General features: G+C 58.1%; 17 protein-coding genes. 8 read left to right on the forward strand and 9 right to left on the reverse strand.

Translation table 11 applies throughout. The features are described from left to right. Positions 1 to 125: 125 nt before the first annotated feature. Genes TERRO_RS08180 through TERRO_RS21950 form a run of 3 tightly spaced genes read right to left on the reverse strand, consistent with a single transcriptional unit; the run spans position 126 to position 3,201 of the window. Entirely contained in the window at positions 126 to 1,343 is a 1,218-nt protein-coding gene (locus TERRO_RS08180; protein ID WP_157178292.1) for an alginate lyase family protein, read from the reverse strand. Positions 1,344 to 1,390: 47 nt separating this feature from the next. Further along, positions 1,391 to 2,017 carry a response regulator transcription factor gene (locus TERRO_RS08185; RefSeq protein ID WP_014785533.1) on the reverse strand — a complete coding sequence of 209 codons (627 nt, stop codon included), beginning with the start codon at positions 2,015 to 2,017 and terminating at the stop codon, positions 1,391 to 1,393. Beyond that, complete coding sequence (locus TERRO_RS21950) at positions 2,014 to 3,201, reverse strand: sensor histidine kinase (protein WP_014785534.1); 1,188 nt, start codon at positions 3,199 to 3,201, stop codon at positions 2,014 to 2,016. Before TERRO_RS21950 ends, TERRO_RS08185 begins: the two co-directional genes overlap by 4 nt. A gap of 169 nt (positions 3,202 to 3,370) precedes the next feature. Here TERRO_RS21950 and TERRO_RS08195 point away from each other — a divergent pair, with 169 nt between their 5' ends. The 4 genes from TERRO_RS08195 (at position 3,371) to TERRO_RS21955 (ending at position 10,925) form a co-directional block, all read left to right on the forward strand. Next, positions 3,371 to 6,040 (forward strand): TonB-dependent receptor, encoded by a 2,670-nt coding sequence (locus TERRO_RS08195; protein ID WP_041592517.1) that lies wholly within the window; start codon positions 3,371 to 3,373, stop codon positions 6,038 to 6,040. A 40-nt stretch (positions 6,041 to 6,080) separates the two neighbouring features. After that, the gene (locus TERRO_RS08200) at positions 6,081 to 7,214 is read left to right on the forward strand and encodes a hypothetical protein (protein WP_014785536.1); all 1,134 of its coding nucleotides are present in this window, start codon (positions 6,081 to 6,083) and stop codon (positions 7,212 to 7,214) included. Positions 7,215 to 7,409: 195 nt separating this feature from the next. After that, positions 7,410 to 8,957 (forward strand): DUF7125 family protein, encoded by a 1,548-nt coding sequence (locus TERRO_RS08205; RefSeq protein WP_014785537.1) that lies wholly within the window; start codon positions 7,410 to 7,412, stop codon positions 8,955 to 8,957. A gap of 39 nt (positions 8,958 to 8,996) precedes the next feature. Further along, positions 8,997 to 10,925, forward strand: coding sequence for a PAS domain S-box protein (locus tag TERRO_RS21955; protein ID WP_014785538.1), 1,929 nt, complete (start codon positions 8,997 to 8,999; stop codon positions 10,923 to 10,925). Positions 10,926 to 10,994: 69 nt separating this feature from the next. On the opposite strand, the gene TERRO_RS08215 is transcribed toward TERRO_RS21955, so the two are convergent. From TERRO_RS08215 to TERRO_RS22630, 6 genes are all read right to left on the reverse strand, one after another. Then, positions 10,995 to 11,447, reverse strand: coding sequence for a DMT family transporter (locus TERRO_RS08215; RefSeq protein WP_014785539.1), 453 nt, complete (start codon positions 11,445 to 11,447; stop codon positions 10,995 to 10,997). Between the two features lie 17 nt (positions 11,448 to 11,464). Further along, positions 11,465 to 12,769: an arsenic transporter gene (locus TERRO_RS08220; protein WP_014785540.1), complete on the reverse strand. Its 1,305-nt coding sequence runs from the start codon at positions 12,767 to 12,769 to the stop codon at positions 11,465 to 11,467. Then, on the reverse strand, positions 12,769 to 13,911 hold the full coding sequence (locus TERRO_RS08225; protein ID WP_014785541.1) for a metallophosphoesterase family protein: 1,143 nt from the start codon (positions 13,909 to 13,911) through the stop codon (positions 12,769 to 12,771). The genes TERRO_RS08220 and TERRO_RS08225 overlap by 1 nt, the downstream gene beginning before the upstream one ends. Continuing rightward, the gene (locus TERRO_RS08230; protein ID WP_014785542.1) at positions 13,908 to 15,179 is read right to left on the reverse strand and encodes an MFS transporter; all 1,272 of its coding nucleotides are present in this window, start codon (positions 15,177 to 15,179) and stop codon (positions 13,908 to 13,910) included. The genes TERRO_RS08225 and TERRO_RS08230 overlap by 4 nt, the downstream gene beginning before the upstream one ends. A gap of 86 nt (positions 15,180 to 15,265) precedes the next feature. Further along, the gene (locus TERRO_RS08235) at positions 15,266 to 15,823 is read right to left on the reverse strand and encodes a hypothetical protein (RefSeq protein WP_014785543.1); all 558 of its coding nucleotides are present in this window, start codon (positions 15,821 to 15,823) and stop codon (positions 15,266 to 15,268) included. A 153-nt stretch (positions 15,824 to 15,976) separates the two neighbouring features. Continuing rightward, positions 15,977 to 16,498: a hypothetical protein gene (locus tag TERRO_RS22630; protein WP_245536303.1), complete on the reverse strand. Its 522-nt coding sequence runs from the start codon at positions 16,496 to 16,498 to the stop codon at positions 15,977 to 15,979. 503 nt (positions 16,499 to 17,001) lie between these two features. Between TERRO_RS22630 and TERRO_RS08240 the strand changes: the two genes are divergently transcribed. From TERRO_RS08240 to TERRO_RS08255, 4 genes are all read left to right on the forward strand, one after another. Next, positions 17,002 to 18,660 (forward strand): sensor histidine kinase, encoded by a 1,659-nt coding sequence (locus TERRO_RS08240; protein ID WP_014785545.1) that lies wholly within the window; start codon positions 17,002 to 17,004, stop codon positions 18,658 to 18,660. Then, the gene (locus tag TERRO_RS08245) at positions 18,653 to 20,056 is read left to right on the forward strand and encodes a sigma-54-dependent transcriptional regulator (RefSeq protein WP_014785546.1); all 1,404 of its coding nucleotides are present in this window, start codon (positions 18,653 to 18,655) and stop codon (positions 20,054 to 20,056) included. The genes TERRO_RS08240 and TERRO_RS08245 overlap by 8 nt, the downstream gene beginning before the upstream one ends. Before the next feature lie 905 nt (positions 20,057 to 20,961). Next, positions 20,962 to 22,374: a UDP-glucose dehydrogenase family protein gene (locus TERRO_RS08250; protein ID WP_014785548.1), complete on the forward strand. Its 1,413-nt coding sequence runs from the start codon at positions 20,962 to 20,964 to the stop codon at positions 22,372 to 22,374. A 492-nt stretch (positions 22,375 to 22,866) separates the two neighbouring features. Continuing rightward, positions 22,867 to 23,535: a hypothetical protein gene (locus tag TERRO_RS08255; RefSeq protein ID WP_245536254.1), complete on the forward strand. Its 669-nt coding sequence runs from the start codon at positions 22,867 to 22,869 to the stop codon at positions 23,533 to 23,535. Positions 23,536 to 23,632 lie beyond the last annotated feature (97 nt).

The raw sequence follows: 23,632 nt of genomic DNA on the forward strand, positions 1-23,632 counted from the left end.
AAGTCCTTTGTTTTCTAATTTCTGCGCGTAACTCCTTTGGAATCTGATTTTTGCCGATTCGGGAAACGTCAACTCCTTTGGAATCTGATTTTTAGCGTTTCCAGGGGAGGGGGTTACCCCCTCCTTCACGCCGGTGGACGAACCGTCCACAGTGCAGGCTGCCGCACCGGAAAGGTACGCAGCAACTCAGCCGACTTCGGCTCCACAGGCAGCCGCTTCCACACGTCGAGATATTCGCCTCGGCCGAAGGCCCGCCCGGCCAGCAGCAGCGACGGCTGCCTCACCGGCCAGTCCGTGAAGTGTCGTGCGTCCGCCGGATACTTCCATCGGGCGCGACTCTCCATGGCAGGAAACAGGAAGGCAACAGCCGACCGCATGCCCCGCCCGTCTGGCAGTGTGTAATCCCAAAGTCGCTCCAACGGCGTCGACAGCACCTCGCACGTGACGGACAGGCAGTCCAGCGTGAACAGGCTGGCGGCGTAGGCGTCTGCGCGATGCAGCTCCAGCGGAAACTCGCCGTCGAAGTTCATCTGCCGCAGCAGCTTGTCTTTAAAGCGATGCGAACACTCCAGCGCCAGCGCGCTGTTGTGCGTGAAGCGAGCACACTCTGCCGCCTGCAGCGTCCAGCAGATGGCCAGTCGATCCTTCGCCTCGCGAGCGATCATGCCCTTCTTCGACTCGTCCAGCCATGCGCTGAAGTCACTGAACCACTTGCGAAGCGCAGCGGCCTCATCTTCGGTCGCAACACCGTTGTAAGCGCAGAGGAACGATGCGGCACGCACGGTCTCGGCAAGCGCGACCGTCTCTTCGATGCCGCGATAGTGGCCATCGCTCGCCGGCGGAATCGTCGCCGCATGCTCCAGGCTCGGCTCCATGCGTGTCGCAGCGTCGACGAACCACGCGCGCAGGTGCAGCATCGCATGCTGCGCGTACGGCGCCTCGCCCGTCAGCCGCCAAGCTGCAACGCACGCCGCAACGATGCCGTTCATCCGCACCAGAGCATCGCGGTGCGCAGTGAACGCCTGAGGATTGGTGTAGCCCTGGCGTCGCTCGTAAGCTGACTTCGCCGCACCCTCCGCGGGGAACCACTCGGTATCTTCGGAGTAGTAGGTGTTCGGCTCCAGCGCCTTTGCAGGCGCCGCTGTCGCCGTAACGGTCTGCGGCGCCTGCTTCAAAGCATCGGCAGCCGCTGCCAGAATGCGTGCGCGGTCGTACTCAGCCACGTTGAAGTGGATGTTCTCCGCCACCTGCGCACGCAGGATCTGAGTCGTCGCGCAGGCTGTGGCAAGCGCACCACCGCAGAAGCGTCGGCGAGTCATCGGCGATGGCAGCAGGTGAGACATCGTGGCCAGAAGGCTAACACCTTCCAGCGTCACCGCGAAGTGCAGCGTTACAGCCAGCCCTTCGTACGCGCCAGCCGAGAGGCTTCCACGCGATTCGATGCGCCCATCTTCGCGATGGCCTCGGACAGATAGTTGCGCACCGTGCCGTCCGACAGCCGCAGCGACCGGGCGATCTCGGCAGTGCTCTCACCTTCGCCGGCCCGGCGCAGGATCTGCCGCTCGCGATCCGTCAGAGGATCGTTCTCGGCGTTCCATATCTCCGCGGCCAGAGCAGGATCGACCACGCGCAAGGACTGGTTCACGCGCCGTACAGCATCAGCCAGCTCCGCAGAAGGACGATCCTTCAACAGGTAGCCATGCGCGCCCGCATCCAGCGCGCGCCGCAGATAACCCGGCCGCGCGAAGGTAGTCACGATGACGACACGTGTCTCCGGGTAAAGCTCCCGCACCCGAGCAGTCAGCTCCAGCCCGGTCAACTGCGGCATCTCGATGTCAGTCACCAGCACGTCCGGCCGCTCGCGGCCAACGACGCGCAGCGCTTCCTGCCCATCGGCAACCGCAGCAACGACCTCGATGTCATGCTCGATGGACAGCAACGCGGCGAGCGCTCCACGCACCATCGCCTGATCTTCCGCGAGGACCACGCGGATCTTGCCGGTTGATGCTGCACTCATGCGTGTGTCTCCTGCAGCGGCAGCGTGGTGTCTCCAACGGGTTGCGCTGCCGGCAACTCGACAATCAGATGCGTTCCGCCTTCCACACCGTTGGTGATGCGCATCTTGCCTCGCAGTCCTTCGACGCGCTCTCGCATCCCGCGCAGGCCGTTGCCTTCGCACGCACGCGCTCCGACGCCGTTGTCTTCCACGGAGAGCACGAGCCCGTGCGCGTTGCGGGACAGTCGCACCTGGCACGTCGTCGCCTTCGCGTGACGTACGATGTTGGTGATGCTCTCGCGCAGGCACAGGCAGAGCACGTTGGTCACGGCAGGTGTCAGTTCGATCAGTGCGATGTCCGTCTGCAGCGACACATTCGCCGACTGCAACGTTCGACGTGCACTGAGCACCTCGGCCGGGAAGCCTTCGGATCGGTAGCCAACGACAGCTTCGCGTACCTCCGCCAGAGCCTTGCGTGCGGTCTGTTCCACGTCGATCATCTCCTGCTTCGCGCGTTGCGGATCGCGTTCGAGCAGGCGATTCGCCAGCTCAGACTTGATGGCTATCACGGTCAGCGTATGGCCCAGCAGGTCATGCAGGTCCCGCGCGATGCGCTCGCGTTCGGCCACCTGCGCGAGATGCTCGATCTCTTGGTTGGCGCGTTGCAGCATGTAACTGGTCTGCTGCTGGCGTGAGTAGGAGAGGTTGCTGAAGCCTAGAACCAGGGAGAAGAAGACGCCATAACCACCTGCCCACCATGGCATGTGAAATAGCCAAGTCTCGAGCACGATACCGAGGACAGTTGCCGCAAGTAGACCGATGTAGGTCCGCGTGCTGCGGACGACAAAGGCGAGCATGACGATCGGGTAGACAAAGGCACCGGACGCACTCTCGTTATAGGGGAAGTAGACGAAGCCGACGACGAACATGAGCACGAACAGCAATTGCTGCACGCGCCCTTTTGTCTGCGGGATCGCAAAGTAAAGCGTGAGGAAGACAGCGTAGAAGACTCCGAACCACAACCAGTGCGCGCGCGAGTGGCGGTAGTAGGGATCGATAAAGAAGAAGCAGGTGTAAAGCAGGTAAAGGTAGCGTAACGCGCGCGCGCTGCCTTTGGACTTACGCCACGCCTCACCGGCCGCTGGAGCGTTGGCTCGCGGCAGGGCTGGATGTCCGGTTGGTGGGTTCTGATCCTGCGAAAGCATACGCAATCATCATGCGCTATCCGCATGCTTGCCGTCAGCCCACAGTGTCACGGCCTCCGCATGACATTTGTCATGGTGACAACTGTCACCCGACGCAGCTGACACCGCACACTGCCCGCATCTCCAGCGAAGCAGGAGTCTGGGAGTGCAGCAAGTGGAGGTAGTGGCGATGCGTTTGGCGATAGCAGCAGCAATGGTTTCCGCGACTCTGGGCGTTCAGGCGCAACAGTGCGCGACCCATTCAGGGCGCGTCTCTGGTGAAGTGCGAGACACCACGGGAGCACTTATCGTTGGCGCCGTCGTCGCAGTGGACGCTGGCGATCCTGTCAGAACGGACAAGCAGGGACGCTTTGATTCGGCCTGCGTCGTCGATGGATCGCACACCGTCTCCATCGAAGCGGACGGCTTTGAGGCAGTCGTGGAACAGGCGCAGGTAGGTGTCGGCGCGCACATGCTGGCCACGAAGCTGAAGCCATCGTCGGTGGTAGCTGTTGTCGATGCGGTCAATGCCAGCGGCGTGGACAGCGAGGATGTCGCTGGCTCGAGGACGCTCCAAGCCAACGACCTGAAGCAGCTGGCCGACGATCCCGATGAGTTCGCACGTCAACTACAGGTGTTAGCCGCCGCGGCCGGTGGCGCGCCGGGGCAGGCCATCATTACGGTGGATGGATTTCAGAACAGCGGCAGCATCCCGCCGAAGTCAGCTATCGCCTTCATCCGCGTCAACCCAGACCTGTTCTCGTCAGAGTATGAGCGCCCTCCTTATCAGGGTGGCCGCGTCGAGATCTTCACCAGGCCCGGCCAAAGCAGGCTGCACGGAGCACTCTTCACGACGCAAAGCACTGGCTTCCTCAATGCAAAGGACCCGTTCGCCCTCAGTCGTGCTGCCATTGGTAAACAGCGTTATGGCTTTGAGCTGAGCGGTCCCATCCGAAAGAACAAGGCAGACTTTACGCTCGCTCTGGAGCATCGGCAGATCGACCAGTTCGCCGTGGTGAATGCGGTGTCGCTCGACGCAGCAGGAAACAACGTCAATGTGATTGCGAACGTCGCCACGCCACAGACGTTGTGGGAAGGAAGTGCACGTCTCGGGTGGATGCCGAACGTGAAGAACAACGTGACAACCACCTACTCGGCGAACGTGAACTCGCTGCACAATGTGGGCGTCGGCGGTACTGTACTTCAGCAGGCGGGCTATGACAGCCTGCAGCAGGAGCATGCCCTCCGCTTCACCGATCTTCAGACTCTGTCCGCGCGCCTCGTCCATGAGAGCCGCATTGGCTACACGTGGCGCAATCGCGATGATGCCCCACAGAGCAGCGCACCATCGCTTGTAGTCGCAGGAGCATTCACCGGTGGAGGCGCCACAACACAGTTGTTGCGCAGCCATCAGCGTGATCTTGAGATGGACGACGACATCCTATACACGCGTGGCAAACACAGCATGAAGGCCGGTGTGCAACTCCTGAACACCACGCTCAACGATTCGCTGCCGACAAATTTCAATGGCCAGTATGTCTTCGGCGGCGGCCCTGTGGGAACCACGACGATCAGCGGACTGGAGCAGTATCGTCGCGCCCTGCTTGGTCTTCCGGGTGGTACGCCAACGCTATACACCGTCACGGACGGCAACGCTTCCATCTCGTTGAACCAGCTTCGTGTTGTGCTCTACGCGCAGGATCAGTGGAAGCTGCGACCGCGGCTTTCGCTTTCCTATGGCCTGCGTTACGCCGTGCAAAGTTCGCCGACCACGCTAAAAAATGCGGGACCACGGCTGGGTCTGGCATGGTCACCGGACAAAGCACAGCGCTGGGTGCTACATGCCCGCACAGGGCTTTTCTTCAGCCCGATCGACACGGCGACGGTCTTGGAGGCGAACCGCTTGGACGGTGTGCAGCAGCGGCAGATTCAGATCTACGGTCCCGTGTATGGGCAACCTCTCACCACTGGCACGGCGACGATCACAACCGTGCGAGCACCCTTGCCCGAGTTGAGCCAGACGCCTTCGCTGCAGTCCCACATTGGTGTCGAGCATGAGTTCACAGGTCACTGGCATGCGCAGGCCAACCTTTACCTGGTGCGCGGGTGGGATCTTCTCCGTTCGCGCAACATCAACTCACCGCTGAACGGGCAGCCAAATGGACCGCGGCCGTCGTCCGCCAACATCAACATCAATCAGTATCAGCAGACCGGAACGATCCACGGCAACGTCATGTTCCTTGGACTGGATCAGCACAGCCTGCGCCGTGTACAGATCTTTGCCGGTTACATCCGTATGGATCTGCGCACCAACGCGGACGCGGCGAACGCATATCCGCAGAGCAGTGCTTCGGACATCGGAGAGACCGCACGTCCCTCGTGGCTTGCAACACACCACATCATCGCCTTCTCGAACATCACTCTGCCGAAAGGTCTTGCGCTGTCAACGCAGTTCGACGCGGCCAGCGGCAACCCTTACAACGTCACCACGGGCTTCGACGCTAATGGAGACGGCATCCTGAATGATCGTCCGCACTATGCGACCGGTGCCGAGAGCACCATCTATCGCACATCCTTCGGCGCTCTGGCAGGTGCAGGTTCAGGACGATACCTTCAGCGGAACGCTGGTACGTTGCCGTGGAACATCCATCTCGACGCGAACCTCAGCCGAAGCTTTGCAATGCCGCATCGGCACGGCAGCGACGCAACCAACCTTGCTGTCAATCTTCGCTCTACGAACCTCCTTAATCGCACCAACGCAACCGCCGTCGGAGGTGTTCTGGGTTCGCCGCTCTTCGGCCGTGCCTACGCCGCCGATCCGGGGCGGCGCATAGAGCTTGGATTGCGCTACAGCTTCTAGCCCCATAATCCTGTCACCCAAATCCTTAGGAGATTGCGCCATGAATCGCTTCGCACACACGCTGACAATCGGACTGATTGCCTCTTTACTCGCAGCTCCACTGACCGCGCAAACCATTGCTCCACCCACGACCGGGCTGCTGGTGCAATACCAGTACTGGCCCGTTCAATATGTCCAGTGGATTGGAACAGAGCTGCCCTACTCCATGATTGAGTTGGACGTCGATGCGACTGCCAAGCAGCCCTTGTACAACGTCATCCTGACGGATCGTTCGAGCGGCAAGCGGATCGTGTATGCGAACTCCGATGCACTGGTCGCGAACGCAAAGGCACAGGGAGAGGAAGCCTATCAAACGCAGATAGCCTTCGACGCGCCCGAGACTACAAACGTGGGTGCTACCTCCACACTTCGTCTCTCGCTGGTGGATGGCAAGCCGTTGCAGTGGCGCTTCGTACAAGGCTCCGACATCTCGGAACAGGGCGCCGGCCTGACACCGTTGCCGCAGGTGCCGGTCCCTGTCCTCGCTTACCGCGAACAGGCCGCAGTCGCGGGTGAGGGCACTGCGCTGCAGATCGGCGACAAAGTGAGTACCGCTGAAGTATGGACAGAGATTTCGAAGCCACCTTACTTTGTTGCTTATCACGGTGCGATATCGCTGAGCGCGCACATGACTGTGTTGGTCCCAGGCAAGCAGACGTGGACCGTTGTGTCCGCACCGACCGATCTCAAGGCCGGCCAGTCGTGGGAGCTCGATGGCGACCACGGCAACCACCGCACTTTGCGCATCACCAGAGTAGAGGGCTCGAAGTTTGTCATCACTGGAAGCGACCGCTTCGCGACTCGGACAGCCTTCACCATGGACTGCAAACGAACAGGTGATAGCTGGTCGATCGACCGCGTGCGATTTGCGCCCGCCGTGGATGGGGAGAAACACTTTCTCGCGATGACGTTCACTGTTCCACTTACTGGCAGCAGCGCGGCCAGCACGGTCGACATCAGTGTTGGGCGCAAAGCCAAAGTAGCGTCAGCGAACCTGGCGCTCTCCGGCTCACAAGAGGACCGCACCGTAACGCTGCGAATGCAGACCCCGACGTGGGCGAGGGGGAAGGGTTTGATAGAGGAGACGACTACTGACGCGGCTACTCTCACGACCGTATCGAAGCTCTCTCACTGAAATCGTCAAGAAAGCGCTGTTGATGCATTGCGTTATGTTCGACAGCAAAAGAGAAGCCTACATCGACACGCGACGCTCAATCGTTTTTCCATATCGTCAAAGATTCTTTGCCGATATCGTCCGAAGCGAGATGCAGAAGTGAAAAGCGCTCTCCGCATTTCTAGTAGCCGAGCGGATGCAAGATATCCTCTAAGGATGTCACCTTCGTTTGAACTGAAGCGGCTCGTCACCGGCGCCCCCGGCCTTGATGACATCTTGTCGGGCGGGCTGCCTGCCGGTCAGATGTATCTGCTGGAAGGTAGTCCCGGCACCGGTAAGACGACGCTCGCCATGCAGTTCATCCTGGAGGGCACGCGCAATGGCGAGCGTTGCCTTTACATCACTCTTTCGGAGCCGCGTACCGAGCTTGAGCTTTCACTCCGCTCGCATGGTTGGGATCCCGCTGACCTTCCCATCGCAGAGTTCGTCCCAGCGGAGGCCAGCCTTTCCGCCGAGCAACAGTACACTGTGTTCCATCCTAGTGAAGTGGAGTTGGCCGACACTGTTGAGAAGCTCGTCGCGACTCTGGATGAAGTCCAGCCGGACCGCCTCGTGATCGACTCCTTGTCGGAACTCCGTCTGCTCGCCTCAGACAACATGCGTTACCGGCGGCAGTTGTTGGCACTTAAACAGTATTTCGCGGGTAAGTCGACAACGGTCCTTCTGTTGGATGACCTGACCGGCAATGGCCGAGACCTTCAACTTCACAGTATCGCGCACGGTGTCATACGGCTCGAAAAAATCAGCCGTTCCTACGGAGCGACCCGCAGACAAATTGAGATCGTAAAGTTGCGAGGATCAGGCTACCGCGAAGGCTTCCATGACTATGTAATCCAGCGCGGAGGTGTGGTGATCTTCCCGCGACTCGTCGCAGCAGAGCACGGTGAGAGCTTCGACGGCGAACGCATGGCCAGCGGACTTACCCAGCTGGACGCAATGTTTGGTGGCGGTATCGCTCGTGGATCTTCTACGCTTTTCACCGGGCCACCGGGTAGCGGCAAATCGACGCTCGCCATGCAATTTGCGTACGCTGCAGCAGCACGTGGTCAACGGTCAATCGTTTATACCTTCGACGAAGTATTACGCACCGCGAAAGACCGGGCCAACGCTCTTGGCATGCATGTCGACGTCGAGGTGGCGCGCGGCACGTTGTCCATCTCGCAGGTCGATCCCGCTGAGCTGTCGCCAGGGGAATTCATCCATGACATTCGCTCCGATGTCGAAGAGCACGATACCCGCGTTGTCGTCATCGATAGCCTGAACGGCCTGATGAACTCCATGCCTGGTGAGCGCGACCTTGTCATGCATCTACATGAGCTTTTGTCGTTCCTGAACCAGAAGGGCGTGATCACCCTGCTGGTACTTGCACAGCAGGGCTTGGTAGGCACCATGCACGCGCAGGTCGATGTCAGTTATCTCGCAGACACGGTCGTTCTAATGCGTTATTTCGAATCGAAGGGCGCCATACGTCAGGTAATCAGTGTCCTGAAGCAACGGGTGGGCGCGCATGAGCGGACGTTGCGAGAGTTGACGTTCGGGGCCAACGCGATCGAAGTTGGGGAGCCGCTGGTTAACTTCCAGGGCATCCTGACAGGTGTGCCGCAAATGCTGTCAGAATCAGAGGCTGGCGGTAACGTCGCCTCGCCGCTTCACGGAACCATGTCATCAGTTGGCGGACCGCTTCCCGGCCAGGATGCCGTCTAAGACTCTCATGGCGATCAAACGCAGTGTAGGAACCGCAGTATGAGCATGGTGGTGCGAGTGATCGCACCCAGCGGTCGCGATGCAGAATTAATCCTGGCCCTGCTGCGGCAGAACAGTATTGCTTCAGAGACCTGCACGGATCCTTTGCAGCTGCTGACTCGCGGTTATGACGTGGGTCCCATGTTGATTGCGGAGGAGTCGCTGACGTCCGCTCTCATCGCGGCTCTGGCGCATTTTGTAAATACGCAGCCCTCGTGGTCTGATCTGCCGATCCTCATCTTGACGACAGTCGGAAGAGAGACCGAGCGTACACGCCGACTTGAGCGTGAGCGTCTTCCCATTGGTGCACCCATTCTTCTTGAGCGGCCCATCCGCACGGCAACACTGTTAAGCAGTGTGCAGGCTGCGGTCCGTGCGCGTAGCCGTCAATACCAGGTACGGGATGCGATCGCCGAGCGTGATCAAAACGCCGCCAGGTTGCGCGCCGAGCAGGAGACCTTACGCACGGTGCTCGACAGCATGCCGGTTGGTGTTGCTGTCGCACATGCGAACGGTGAAGTGGTCCTCACCAATGCCATGCTCGCGCAGATTCTCAGGCATGAGGAGTTGCCGACACCGAATTTCATCGCATACAGCGATTGGGATACACGGCACGCAGACGGTAGGAAGTTGACGCCCGAAGATTACCCTTTAACACGCGCAATCCGGAGCGGCAGACCGGTGGCCGGTGAAGACTTCCTCTACCACCGCGGCGACGGCACAACCGCGTGGATTCGCCTCTCGGCCGCACCAATTGTGGACGCAGAGGGCGAGATCCTGGGCGGTGTAACTGCGGTGATCGATGTCGATCAAGAACGCAAGGCAGCCGAAACATTGCGCCGCAGCGAAGAGCGCTTTCGCCTACTGATCGAGCAGGCGAGCGTCGGCATCGTCATCGGCGATCTTGGCGGTAGCCTCTCGTATATGAATCCCACACTCCTTCGAGCGCTCGGCTACACACACGAGGAGATGGAACAGGGAGTCATCCGGTGGGACGAACTCACACCGCCCGAGTATGCCGAGCTTGATCTGCAGGCGATCAAAGAACTTCAAACCGTCGGTGTCGCGCAACCCTATCAGAAGGTGTACGTCGCTCGCGACGGGCGCCGCATCCCACTCCTGCTTGGTGCTGTGCGTATCCCAGCGCAGGAAAAGACAGATCATGAAGAGATCGCAGTCTTCCTGACGGATCTCAGCTCTCAAAAGCAGGCTGAGGCAGCCCTCATTCAGAGTGAGAAGCTTGCCGCAGTTGGACGCCTCGCAGCTTCCATCTCGCATGAGATCAACAACCCCCTCGAAGCCGTGACCAACCTTCTCTACCTCGCTCGCAGCGAGCAGACAACGGCAGCCGGTCGCGAGTACATCGAGCAGGCATCGCAGGAACTTGCGCGTGTCTCGCAGATCGCAGGCCAGACCCTACGCTTCCATCGGCAATCGACGCGTCCGCGTTCCGTTACGCCGCGTGAGCTGATTGAACCAGTGCTAGCACTCTATGAAGGCCGGCTCCGCAACGCGCGCGTCCGCGCCATCTCGCAGCATCGCGGTGAACCTGCATTCGTCTGTTATGAGGGGGATATTCGCCAGGTCCTCAATAACCTCGTCGGCAACGCGATCGATGCGATGCGTGGCGATGGCACGCTGCGCATTCGCAGTCGCGCTGCGACTGACCAGCGTACTGGACAGTCAGGCGTTCGCATCACCATCGCGGACACCGGTGGCGGCATGTCCGAGTCCACCCTCCAGCGCATCTTCGAACCCTTTTATACGACGAAGGGAATTCACGGAACCGGCCTTGGTCTCTGGATCTCACAAGGCATCGTCGAAAAGCACCATGGCCTTCTCCGTGCCCGCAGCAGGGAAGAGGGGGCACACATCGGCACCGTGTTTACACTCTTCTTACCGCTCGAGCCGGGAATGGAAGATCGTTAGTCGACGAGCAAAGAAAAAGGCGGACGCGCGCTAAGTTGCAGCGACGAGTCCGCCTCGAACATGAAGCACTCAGAACTTGGCGATCAGGCTGATCCCACCAACCAGCAGCAGGCTTCCCACCACGCGTCCCGTGTTCAAGGGATGAGCCTGCATCCTGAACCAGCCGAAGTGGTCGATCAGCAGGGAAGAGATGAGTGCTGCGGTTACCGTGAACCCGACAAATGGGCCGGCGCCCACCTTATTCACCAACGTAAGTCCTGCATACACCTGAACAGCTCCCACCAGTCCACCGACTACCGCCCACCACGGCAGTTCCGCGAGATCATGCTGTGAAGGCAGCGGGTTAGGATGGATCAATGTTGCGCCGGCAAAGAAAAACGTAATCAGCGCAAACGAGATTGCCGAGGCAAGCCACGGGTTCACAACATGCTTATTCAGTTGACCGTTCATTGCCGCGCCGCAACTCTGAAGTGCGCCGCCCAGAATGATGAAAGGGATGATCCATCCGGCATTTGCGTTCATAAGGCTCTCCTTGGTGCTTAGTGTTGACCTGTCATCATGTGCATCAGAAGCGCGCCGCCCAGAGCTGCAAATAAAGCCGCTGGCATCGCAACCATTCCAACCTTCAAAAACTTCCAAAAGCTGACATCAAGCTTCTCCCCGCCCGTCTCTGCACCGGAATCCTTACGAAGAGCAAGCAACCATAGGATCGTCGCCAGGGATCCAGTGACTGAAAGGTTCGGGCCCAAATCGACGCCAATCAGGACCGCATTCGCTATCAGACCTTTCGTGTGAGCAGCCTCGATTGTGCCGCCTGCAATCAAACCCAAGGGCAGATTATTCACGATGTTATTAGCGATACCCACTGCGAATCCGACGACCATCGTGCCTGCGGTCTGCCCTAGATTGGAAGCCCACGTGAGCCATTGTTGTGTCAGCTTGAGCGCGCCTTGACTTTCGACAGCATCGACCATGATGAAGAGTCCAGCCACCAGCAGCAGCGTGCCCCAGCTAATCTCACGCGCCAGCTTAAGAGGATTGCTCTTTGTCTTAATCGACACGATAGCGGTGATGACAAGCGCAGCCAGGCACGTCGGCAGACCAAGATCCCTCTTGAAAGCGGATGCCGTCAGGAGCACGCCAATCATCATGGCAAGCCCAGTAAGGACGAGTTTCCCGTTAGCACTCAGCGTTACATCGTCCACCTCGCACTCGATCTGCTTGGCGAGATCTTCGCGGAACAGAAATCGCATGACGATGTAGGTCACAACGATAGACAGCAGGGACGGGATGCCGAAATCGGCAAGCCACGTTCCGAGTGGTGGCATTCCGGTGTGAAAGACCACAAGGTTCGCGGGGTTCGAAATCGGCAAAACAAAGCTTGCAGCATTTGCGATCAGCGCACAGACGAACAAATACGGAAGTGGCGACACCTTCGCCTTTCGGACTGCGGTCAGAATGGCAGGTGTCAGCACAACTGCGGTTGCATCGTTTGACATGAAGATGGTGACGAGTGTCCCGACGCCATACACCAGCAGAAAGAGCCGCGAACAACTGCCTTTGGCGCCGCGTACCGCGACCGAGGCCACCCAGTCGAAGACGCCTTGTTCTCTCGCGAGCTCGCTCAGTAGCATCATGCCGATGAGGAACAGGTAGACATCACTTCCTTCTGCAACGGCCTTCCCGGCTAACTTCAGCGGCACCAGGCGCAGCACCACCAGTAGCAGCGCCCCGCCCGAGATCCACCAGACTTCCGGTATGCCACGCGGACGTGTCAGCATCAACGCAATGCTTATCGCAACGATCAACGGCAGGACAATGTGTGCAATTTCTACGGGAATCATCACCACTTCTTTCCGTTCTTGTTTGGTCCCAGCTGTGTGCCCAGCAGGCCGTGCTCTGGCCATGCTTTCAGCGCGTTGTCCTGATCTCGCTCAGCACACTCATGTTCTGCACGCTGTCCGATGGCGATACGTACCTCATCGGTTGCGACATTGCCTTGCGCGTCCTGAAAAGAAACCATTAAGGCATGGATACCTTCGCGAGGGGCTGCAATCTCACACTCCCAGACGTGACTCATCCCGACTCGCTTCATCTGGAAGCTGCGCTCTTCTAGGTGCGCTGTAGCCTTCACCGCGTCAGCGGTTCCCCAGAATTTTGCCCGCACTTTGATCGTCTCCTGCAGCGGTGTGTTCGCTGCAGGCAGCAGACGCTCGTCGCTGGGAGATGTGATCATCGCCGCAGGCAGCTTACCGAGATCAAAAAACTTCCAACTGACAACATTGCCGTCGATGTTGGTAACGGAATAGCCCACCGGGCCTTCTTCGATCTGTCCCGTGGATCGTGTTGCCGTGTAGAGGAGTCGACCGTCATTCGCGACTTCGTTGTAGTGCGTATGCCCCATGTCGATGAGTCGCACATCGAAGCCCCTGAGAAGGTGCATGAGACGCGTGCCACCTTCTTTCAGATCACTCGGGTAGCAGTGCAGCAGGATCACCTTGGTCTGGCCCGCATCGGTCGCTGTCTGCAACTCCCGCTCGACCCAATCCAGTTGTTCCGCCGTCACCGTGAACGATGCGGGATGCGGTACGTCGAAGGCGTTCATGGCGATGAACCTTACAGCACCGACAGTGAACGCATAGTGGGTCTTCTCAGACATTGCCTCACGGAAGTTGACGAAGCTTTTCTCGTGAACATCATGATCACCAACAATGGAACACCACGGCACACTCAGGCGGTCGAGCTCCCCGCGTACAACCGCGTAGGCCGCGCGACTGCCGTCATCCGCGACATCGCCCGGCAAAAAGACAAAGCTCACCGAGTCCGCCAAAGCCTGATTGACTTCATTCACGATCGCCGCCAGGTCCAGGTGGTTTTGTTCACCAGCATGGGTCATGTGCAGATCCCCGAAGTGGACCCAGCTGATTACGCCAGCGGGATCAGCCGGCCTTGGTTGAAAGGTAGACTCTGACGCGACAGTATTCATGCGGAAAGCTCCTGAGAAGAGATTGCGTTGGAAATGTCTTGATCCTGCTGGTTGTCCCGAGGCAATGTCTCCGGGATCGCCATCCACAGCAAGACAAAGGCGAATGCAGCGATGGCACCCAGCGATAGGAATGAAATTCGATAGCTGAAGTGCTGTATGAGTTTTCCGCCAAACGTGGTGCTCAGTGCCGCCCCGAGTCCCACTGCCGTGGCAAGGCTGCCCTGTACCAGATTGAAGCGGCCCGTCCCGCGAGTGCGATCAGCAATCACAAGGACAGAGACGACCCCAAAGACTGCATTTGCGACACCATCGAGCAACTGGATAGCGATCAGGCCGCCCGTGTTGTGGGTCAAGGTATACAGCAGTGCGCGGATTGGCAGCACACCGAATCCCACCAGAAGCAGTGGCTTCCTCCCACGCATATTTGCGAATCGTCCGATTGCAGGCGCCGAGCACATAATGACAATCTGCGTCACAATGATGCACGCCGACATGAAAGGAGCCGCCGTCGCCTGGGCGCCATTCGATAGCATCTCGCCAAGCTGCGGCAACATAGCCGCATTGGCAAAGTGAAAGAGGAACGCGCACCCAAGGAAGACAAGTAATACCTTGTCGCCAAGCAACACCTTCACGATGGAGACCTGCGCAGACGCCTCTTTACCGTCGCCCTTGACCGCACAGCCGCGTGCCAGGTCGTGGTCGATATCCTCACCCTTGATAGAAGTGATTGCAATTGCCGTGGGTATCGTCAGCACCGCGGCAGTAAGGAAAATAGCGCGGTTGCCGAACCAGTGACTCATGCCTGCAATCAACACCGCGCAAGCCACGTTTCCTGCGGAGTTGAAAGATTGGTTCTTTCCAAACTGACGATCGAAGAGTGTGACACCAACCATCCCCATCGTGATCGCGGCAAGCGTGGGAGCAAGGAACGGCCCGGCACCACCAATGAGAACCTGCGAGGTATAGACAGCCCAGGGCTCGGTCGTGTTGCTGAGTAATATCGCTCCGATGGCAAGCACTGCGGAAGCCAGCAGAAGGATCAACCTCTTTGACCGGAGTCGATCCACGATCGCACCAGCCGGTGTCTGCAGTACCACAGTAATAATTCCACTCACGGTCAACGCCATGCCGATACGTCCTGGTGCCCAGCCCGTACCCGCCAAGTAAGCGGCGAGAAACGGTCCCAGACCAGTTTGTACATCTGCAAGAAAGAAGTTCGTCGCTTCAAGGGCGTAGATACTTTGCTTCTTGCCGGAATCGATCGGCATAGCGTCAACCTTTTGTGTTTTTTTGGCGCAACTGGGCAAGCCCGCGCTGCTGAGCTTTCGCAGCGCGGACCGAGGTTCAGGTTCTACTAAGCGTTCTGGAGCTGTAGAGGTTTACGTCCGCTCTCAAGCTTCAAATTGCCCTCGAGCTTCACATGGGTAAGAGCCTCAGCACCGCGCGCAAACTCGAGTGCCTGGTGGTAAGCGCCATCCCTGAAGGCCTTCTGTGCGCTCTTTCGAGTGCCGTCATAGATCGTGCCAACGACGGACTGTTTCTCGTTGCCTTCCCAGTGGTCATCCGCCCGCTGCAGCAATTCATCGAAGTGCTTTGTGATGGACTGCTTTAGCTCGTCGGATAAGCCGTCACCGATGCGACTATCGCCCGCTCGAGAAGCGAAGCTGAGGTGCTCGCAGGCCCGCAGCAGATCGGCTGCATCCTTGTTCTTTCCACTCTTGATGGCGTCTTGGGCAAGTGCGGTCAGTTCGGTAACAGAGGCAGCAGTGGATGGCTGAGCAGTGTGCGTAAGAATTTCCACGCGTCCCAGGTGCTCGTATGCGCGACGTAGATCGTTGGCTTGATGCTTGTCGTGATGGTTACCTGCGGCCTTTTTCGCAGCTTTTTTAGCGGCCTTCTTCGGGGGAGGCATAAATTGTTCCTTTCATCCTTGAGCAAATGGTTCGATGCAGAAGTTCATTGGTTGAACATCGCGACGTGCATGGAAAGATTGCGACATGCGAGTGATTTCATGTCACGAGAAGGATGTGCAGAGAGAGCCCACACATCCGTCTCAAGCAAGTGCTCAGTTCTGCATAGGCGGCGGTGGGGGCGTCATGCCGTTCGCAGGCGGCGGAGGCGGTGCCGCACCATCGGGCGGGGGCAGCGGAGGCACGGAAGGACCTGCAGGCGGAGGTGGCCCACCCGGACCCGCCACCGGTGCCGGCGAACCCGGAGCGGCGGGGGGCGGTGGTGCATTTGGCCCGGCTAGCGGCGCGGGCGCACCGGCCGGAACGCCATAGGGCGCCGGAGGTCCATCAGCAGCACGTCTCCGTCGGGCTGGCGATGGCGGTGCCTGTGGGCCGTTCGGAGGAGGCGGCGCGATCTCCTGTCCGACTCCGTTCGGCCCTGCAGGTGCGTACATGGTGTTGCCCGCAACGAAGGTCTGGTCGTTGAGTCGTACGCTCGCAGCTTCAACCGAACGCTGTCCATTGATCTCGGAACGCGTTCCTGTAACCGTTATCTTCTCGCCCTTACGGATCGCGCGGCCGACTTGCCCGCCTAATGCGGGACTGAGCGCAACAACGCTTCCGTTGCGGAGATACACACTGTGCACCTCGCCATCAGGGCCGACGTTGAAAGCCCGGACACGAGAGGACTCGGTGACTAGGGGAAGTTGAGTGGGTGCAAGCGCGGAGGACGCACCTGCAGGTCCTGTAGGAGGGGGTGGGAGTGCGGGAACCGGGCCCTGTGCGCACGCAGTCGATCCGATTGCGAGACCAAGAGCAGTGACACGAAGAGAAGATGGAATGTACATCGGCATTACCTCTGCCCCGGTTAAGGCAAACTCCGTGCCATTCTTCATCAACGCAAAAAACCTTGAGAATAAAGGGAATTCAGCAGTTTTCCATCCGCAAGGAAAGTCAGTGTGTTCGCAATCCCCTCAGCTCGTGTGCTGATTGCGGACACCTCTATCTCATCGCCCAGCGACCTTTGGCATCTGAACTCTTGAAAGTCGGCGCGTTTCCGTCAAAGTATCAATGGCAGTCGGGTTGCATATCATGAAGTCAATTCACGCGATGCAATAGCTGACGCGCAAGGAGGAGAGGAATGCAAACGATGTTCTGGAGAAGTCTTCGTTCTCGCATCCTCCTGCTCGTCGTTCTTACGTTCCTGTTTCTCGCTGCTGCGGCGATCAGCCTCTTTACCTTTTTGCGCAATCGTCACATCGAGACACTCTCACTCACCGAACGTCATCTGGTCAGTGTCGCCTCCAACCTCGCGAGAGATTACGCAGATCATCGAACCTCTGAGAACTCTCTTCGGCTGATCGATCCAGGTCCACCATCACCACCGCCGCCACCACCTCTTGCGCCGCCATTCCAACCCAACGGTCCACCACGTCCGCATGCAGACCCGCTAAAATTCTTCACCACGGAAACACTGCGACATGAAGATGGGATCGAAGGCGGCTTCTATGCGGCCAAAGCAGACGCACTGGTGGGCTATGCCTTTCCGACGCATGAAGGTCCCGGTAATGAGAAAGGCATGCCCGAACGCGAGAGGCCAACCATCGAAAATCTCGCGCGCGAAGCCGTCCAGGCAAACGCGACCAGGACCTTCCGTTTTCAAGGACCACATGATGCCATCCTTTTCGTCGCCGTCCCCATTCTCGAAGATTCCAGTGCAACCGGGACGAACAATCGCGACAGGGAAGCGACGGGAGCAGCGTGGCTCATGAAACGCCTTCCCGGCATCGAAGGCGGTCGGAGTCGCGAGTTCCTCTACGGCAGCATCGGCTTCGGCCTCGCCGCACTGATCACTGCGCTGCTCGCTGTCTTCGTCACAACGGAGATCCGCAGCGGCGTCAACATCGTCCTCCAACGCCTCGGCTCCATGGAAGGTGGTCTGACGGCAAGTGCGCAACAAATGACCGGCCGGCCTCCACTCGAGGAGTTTGATCGTGTGCTGCACGGCATCGACTCGCTCGCGCTCGCACTGCAGCAGAAGATCGAGAATGAGCGAACCCTTGAGGCACAAGTTCGCCACAACGAACGACTCTCTGCACTCGGCCAGTTCGCAGCCGGTATCGCGCATGAACTGCGCAATCCCCTCGGCACCATCAGAATGCGGACGCAGATGTGGCAGCGCTCGCCTGACGCCGACGCAGCGAATCGCAGCAGCGCCGTCATCCTCGAAGAGATCGACCGGCTCGACACCATCATCAGCCGTCTTCTCTACTTCGCAAGACCCATTCAGCTTCAACTCGAACCCATCTCACTCGATGCATTATGTGCTTCCACCGCGGCAACGTGGGCAGAGAAAGAGACCTCAACAGGCGTTACGATTCGTTGCAAGGCCAGCGCAAATTGCATCATCACGGCAGATCGCGGACGACTCGTTCAAGTCCTCGACAATCTCATGGAAAATGCTGTTCACTCTGCGTCTCATGCCAATGAAAACAACGGCATAGTCACAATCAGCACAGTGCTGAACAAAGACGGCGCTCGTATTGACATCACAGACAACGGCAGGGGATTGAACGCAACTTCGCTAAGTCATGCAATGGACCCCTTCTACACAACAAAAGAAACCGGCACGGGACTTGGTCTCTCCATCGCGTTTGAAATCGTGCAAGCCCATAGTGGCGCTTTGCAACTCACCAATCATGAGGGTGGAGGAGCCATAGCATCCCTTCGTTTGCCAATCGCGAACGCTGCCGGCATCGCATCGGAAGCTCCAGAGAAGCAGGTGGGACAAGATGCCTGAAGTACTCATCGTCGACGATGATCACAACTTCCGCGAGACCATCCGCGAGTTGCTCACAAACGAGGGCTACAAGACTCTTGTCGCAACCAATGCCGAAGAGGGAATCGCTTTACTTCAAACCAACAGCCCGGACCTTACTCTCTGCGACTGGAAGATGCCCGGCGGAGGTGGAGAGCAATTTCTTAAGAGCCTGCAATCCGAAGGCTTGTTGACCAGCATGCCGGTCATCATCTTGACCGCGCACGGCACCGGTCCGAATGCGATGCAAGCAATGCAGCTCGGTGCCTACGACTTCATCACGAAGCCACTTGATATCGATCAGGCTCTCGCGACCGTGGCCCGCGCTATTCGCGACATGGAGTTGCAGCGCGAAGTGGAATTGTTGCGTCTGCAGCGTTTCCAGGATCGTGCGCTGGATGACACCACGAGATCAGGAGAGGACCGCAAGCCGCAATTGGTTGGAAACTCTGCAGCATGGATCGAGGTCTTCAAGAATATTGGCCGAGTCGCATCGACAGACGTCGGCGTATTACTCCTCGGCGAGTCCGGTACTGGAAAAGAAGTCGTGGCACGTGCGATCCATAAGAACAGCGCTAGGAGTACGCGTCCCTTCATCATCCTCAACTGCGCGGCCTTGCCTCCGGAGTTGCTCGAGTCAGAACTCTTCGGCCACGAGCGTGGTGCCTTCACCGGTGCTATTGCCCAAAAGCGTGGCAAGTTCGAGGCTGCAGATGGTGGCACCATCTTCCTCGATGAAATTGGTGAACTACCGCTCTCGCTCCAGCCAAAACTTCTGCGCGTCTTGCAGGAACATACCTTCGAGCGCGTCGGTGGCACCGCTTCCATCGCAACAGACGTACGCGTGATCGCCGCCACAAACCGATCTCTTGAAGACGAAGTGGAACGCAGGACCTTTCGTGCGGATCTGTTCTATCGACTGAACGCCTTCACCGTCCGCCTGCCGCCATTGCGCGAACGTCAGTCCGACATACTGCCTTTGGCCGAATACTTCCTTGCGCGCTATACCCACCGCAATCAACTCGCACCAATCGGACTCGCCGCAGATGCGGTCGTCGCGCTTCAGCAGTATTCCTTCCCTGGCAACGTCCGGGAACTCGAGCACCTGATCGAACGTGCTGCAGTAAAGGCTGGTGGCCGCGCCATTGCAGCCGAGCAGATTCTGCAGGAAATGACACGAGCAAAGACCTCCGCGTCGGGTGCCTTCGACATCCAAGCAGCGCTCAGCATTCCATTTCATGAGGCCGTTGCCGCATGGGAGCGTTACCTCATAGAGCAGGCGCTGGAGGCATCGCGGGGAAACAAGTCGGACGCAGCGCGCAGGCTTGGCATTCACCGTCGCCTCCTATACGAGAAACTCACCCAGTTCGATATGTAATGCCGCGCGACTCGGGTTCAGAAAGTAGGAGCGTTCAGGTGATGCTTCACTGTGGCCATGAAGTCGCTAGTCTCACTCCGAGCGAAAAACGTCCTGATAGAAGAAAGACTCCTTTCGCACCATACGTTGGCACTTTAAGTGCTACAACTTCGGTGGCAGCAGATGGACTGCATCTCGCTTCCTGCTTGGGGAAAAAGTGGAAGAATCTTTCCTCTTCGCCTCGAAAAAATCCGCACTCGACGCTGAATGCAAATCTTCGCTCTAGGAAGCTGGCCCACAATGCCGTCTCTTTTCCTCTGTGTCCTCGCAGTGACTGCTCTGCCTGCCATGATTGGAACGTACGTCACGCGTCGGAGGCTAGAGAAGTACTCTCATCTGCGTAGCATCACGCATCGCTTCGAACGCTCGTAGATCAAGAACAGCTTTGCTCCGTAAAAGATGGTTTAGTCTCCCGCGGGTCTGATTGGGAAAACTTTACCGTCGAGGGAGGGATTCGGCCCTCAAGAAGTGCCAGCCGCAGTTGAATGCCTGGCGAGCCTTGGGGCCGTTCCAGCACGTAGATTCCATTAACAGTCTGTGCCTGTCGCTCCAGTAGCCGCGGTTGGATCTGTGCGTATTGCCCACGACCGGCAAGCCCATTCAGGTCGTCGTGGAAAACCGAATCGTCCCAATCTTGTGAAGTGAAAATATTCTGACGCTTCGTGGTTCTGCGGCCCATTCAGCGTAATTCGTAACTCAATCCTTGAAAAAACTAATAATTACCGGCGCCCGGTTATAGATGCGGCGCATTATTACTGTCTGTGAGATTCCTTTCTAATATTGGTTCAAACGCACATCAGACGCCCCTTCATGAAGTGGATGGCAAGCGGCGTGCAAGGTAAATCCATAAGGGGTGAAGGAATAACATGCAGAAGAAGGTAAGGATTACAGTAGTTGGTTCGGGTTATGTCGGTCTTGTGGCTGCAGCCTGTTTCGCAGAGATTGGACATGACGTCATCTGTGTCGACAATGACCAGTCCAAGATCGACGCCCTCAAGGGCGGCGCATGCCTCATTCATGAAGAGTTCCTGCCAGAGTTGCTGGATCGTCATCGCAATGGCCGCTTGCAGTTCAGCGCCAATCTGGCAGAAGCAACAGCAGGTTCTGACGCGATCTTCATCGCGGTAGGTACGCCCCAGTCGGATACAGGCGACGCAGATCTTTCTTACGTTGAGGCTGTCGCGAGCGAGATCGCACGCCACCTCACGCACTACACGGTGATCGTTGAGAAGAGCACGGTTCCTGTCTACACAAACGAGTGGATCCGCCGGACGCTCGAGCGCAACGGCGTTGAGCGTGGAATGTTCGACGTCGTATCGAACCCAGAATTCTTGCGTGAAGGAACGGCCGTTCGTGACTTCCTGCATCCGGATCGTATCGTCGTCGGATCGGACAAGCAGGAAGCTGCCGATGTTCTATCCGCTATCTATGCTCCGCTCACGGACGGCACATATTTTGACGGCGAGAGCGCCATCCCCGGCCCGTTGAACACAAACACCCCGGCGCCGATACTTCATACATCGACGAAGAGCGCCGAGATTATCAAGCACGCCTCAAATGCGTTTCTGGCTTTGAAGATCTCGTTTATTAATGCGGTGTCGAATCTCTGCGAAGCAACAGACGCGAACGTCGAGCAGGTCGCAAGTGGCATGGGCCTCGACAGCCGCATTGGTGGACGTTTCTTGCGTCCTGGCATCGGATATGGCGGCTCATGCTTTCCTAAGGATGTCGCCGCGTTTCGTTCAGTGGCTGATGCTCTTGGCGTCGACTTTTCTCTGTTGCGCGAAGTGGAAAGCATCAACATCGAGCAGCAGAAGCGCTTCCTGCGCAAGATTCGCTCCGCACTCTGGACGCTTCGTGGAAAGAAGCTTGGCGTTCTCGGCCTCGCGTTCAAGGGTGGAACGGATGACATCCGTGACAGCCCTGCGATCGCGCTAATCCAGATGCTCATCGAAGAGGGTTGCACGGTCTGTGCATTCGATCCGGCTGGCATGGAGCGCGCTCACGCTGTGCTGCCAGTCTCCGCAACCATGAGCTACGCTGCCGATGCCTATGAAGCGGCGATGGAGGCAGATGCCCTCCTGATCCTGACGGACTGGGATGAGTTCTGTGACCTGGATCTCAACCGTATCAAGCTCAACCTCCGCTACCCGACGGTGCTTGATGGTCGCAACCTCTTCGACCCCAAGACGGTCTCTGGTGCAGGCCTGACCTACGTCAGCGTTGGCCGCCCGACCGCGCACCCCATACGCGAACATGCTGTGAAGCAGACCGCGTAGGTACGCCGTCTGCTGGGTGCTGTGGATGGAAGGGAAGGCTCTACCAAATTTTCTGAAAAAGCGGTTTAGGTTGAGCCTCCCTTGCGCCTTGAGTAGATCTGCTCAAAGCCCCTCCCATCGACAGTCGCCGACATTGTGTGCGCTGGCAACTGACCATCGAAGGTCTTACGCAGAAAGGGTTCAAACGGTCAAACTTCCACAGCGCAGAAATCTATGAATCGACTTTCTGCATCGTAATGAACGTACAGAAACATCCCTGTAACGCATGGGGTCTTACGTCTGTCGGCTGAGCCGATCAGTCGTGAGCGTTCACGCCGAACTGGCGGTAGATCCATGAGTGGCAAGCGGTAAGAAGCTGATGAAAACAGGGACGGACAGAGCCTTGCGTCTTGGAAGGCTTGTCTTGGCAGTTGCCTGCTTCTCGAGCCTCCAAGGGCAGTTAATGCGCCAGTAGTGGCGCACTGATCGCGGTGATGGAGATACAACGTCAATGTGGAATTGCAAACCTTTTCTTTTAAATCGGATCAATCATTCATGACACAAAGGCGAATGCAGAAGCGCACCAACCGCAAGCGTAGGTTGAGCATGCTTCTTCCTGGACTTCTCGCGCTAATCCCATTCCAGCAGGCCCTCGGTCAGGCAGACCCCGCTGCCGTCAAGAAGATACCTCTATCTTTTTTCGCGGGCGGCTCTGGTATCTACACAGGACTGTTAGGCAGCAAGAATCTGAGCATTACCGCGGGAGCTGATTTACGTCTGAGAGACGTCTTCGGCCTCGCGCCATCAGTAGAAATACGCGGTTCGTATCCAATCGTCCGTGGCAATGTGGTCAGCGAGAAAAATATTCTTGCAGGTCTACGGGTCGATCGGTCCTTCGGTCGCTTTACTCCGTATGGCAACATCCTCTTCGGACTTGGTCAACTGAGCTACGACCCACTTCGCCCAAATCCAGCGGGCACATTTGCCTACGCGTACTCGTCTTCCAATGTGATCTCGCCCGGCGCAGGCGTCGACTTTGAGATGACTCCCACTTGGGGCATCAAAGTCGATGGTCAGTTTCAGCGATATTCGGTGCCGGTCACTGACTCACATCACATCTACGCAAAGTCGGTTACTGTAGGCATCGTCTATCACCTGTTCTCAGGAAGCGGCCCCCGCTAATCCGGAAGGCCGCACAGTAGCCAGGCGCTGGGCACGTCCCTTTCAATTGATGGAAAGAGCATCTTGGCGACTAGCGTAGGACATCATCCCCCGAAAA

The sequence above is a fragment of the Terriglobus roseus DSM 18391 genome, from assembly GCF_000265425.1.
GTDB lineage: Bacteria > Acidobacteriota > Terriglobia > Terriglobales > Acidobacteriaceae > Terriglobus > Terriglobus roseus.

Bases quoted from the DNA above. Each gene is read 5' to 3' on its own strand.
- TERRO_RS08180 (WP_157178292.1), bottom strand. From the start codon at position 1,343: ATGTCTCACCTGCTGCCATCGCCGATGACTCGCCGACGCTTCTGCGGT.
- TERRO_RS21950 (WP_014785534.1), bottom strand. From the start codon at position 3,201: ATGCTTTCGCAGGATCAGAACCCACCAACCGGACATCCAGCCCTGCCG.
- TERRO_RS08200 (WP_014785536.1), top strand. From the start codon at position 6,081: ATGAATCGCTTCGCACACACGCTGACAATCGGACTGATTGCCTCTTTA.
- TERRO_RS08235 (WP_014785543.1), bottom strand. From the start codon at position 15,823: ATGCCTCCCCCGAAGAAGGCCGCTAAAAAAGCTGCGAAAAAGGCCGCA.
- TERRO_RS08230 (WP_014785542.1), bottom strand. From the start codon at position 15,179: ATGCCGATCGATTCCGGCAAGAAGCAAAGTATCTACGCCCTTGAAGCG.
- TERRO_RS08250 (WP_014785548.1), top strand. From the start codon at position 20,962: ATGCAGAAGAAGGTAAGGATTACAGTAGTTGGTTCGGGTTATGTCGGT.
- TERRO_RS21955 (WP_014785538.1), top strand. From the start codon at position 8,997: ATGAGCATGGTGGTGCGAGTGATCGCACCCAGCGGTCGCGATGCAGAA.
- TERRO_RS08220 (WP_014785540.1), bottom strand. From the start codon at position 12,769: ATGATTCCCGTAGAAATTGCACACATTGTCCTGCCGTTGATCGTTGCG.
- TERRO_RS08240 (WP_014785545.1), top strand. From the start codon at position 17,002: ATGCAAACGATGTTCTGGAGAAGTCTTCGTTCTCGCATCCTCCTGCTC.
- TERRO_RS08205 (WP_014785537.1), top strand. From the start codon at position 7,410: ATGTCACCTTCGTTTGAACTGAAGCGGCTCGTCACCGGCGCCCCCGGC.
- TERRO_RS08245 (WP_014785546.1), top strand. From the start codon at position 18,653: ATGCCTGAAGTACTCATCGTCGACGATGATCACAACTTCCGCGAGACC.
- TERRO_RS08195 (WP_041592517.1), top strand. From the start codon at position 3,371: ATGCGTTTGGCGATAGCAGCAGCAATGGTTTCCGCGACTCTGGGCGTT.
- TERRO_RS08225 (WP_014785541.1), bottom strand. From the start codon at position 13,911: ATGAATACTGTCGCGTCAGAGTCTACCTTTCAACCAAGGCCGGCTGAT.
- TERRO_RS08185 (WP_014785533.1), bottom strand. From the start codon at position 2,017: ATGAGTGCAGCATCAACCGGCAAGATCCGCGTGGTCCTCGCGGAAGAT.
- TERRO_RS08215 (WP_014785539.1), bottom strand. From the start codon at position 11,447: ATGAACGCAAATGCCGGATGGATCATCCCTTTCATCATTCTGGGCGGC.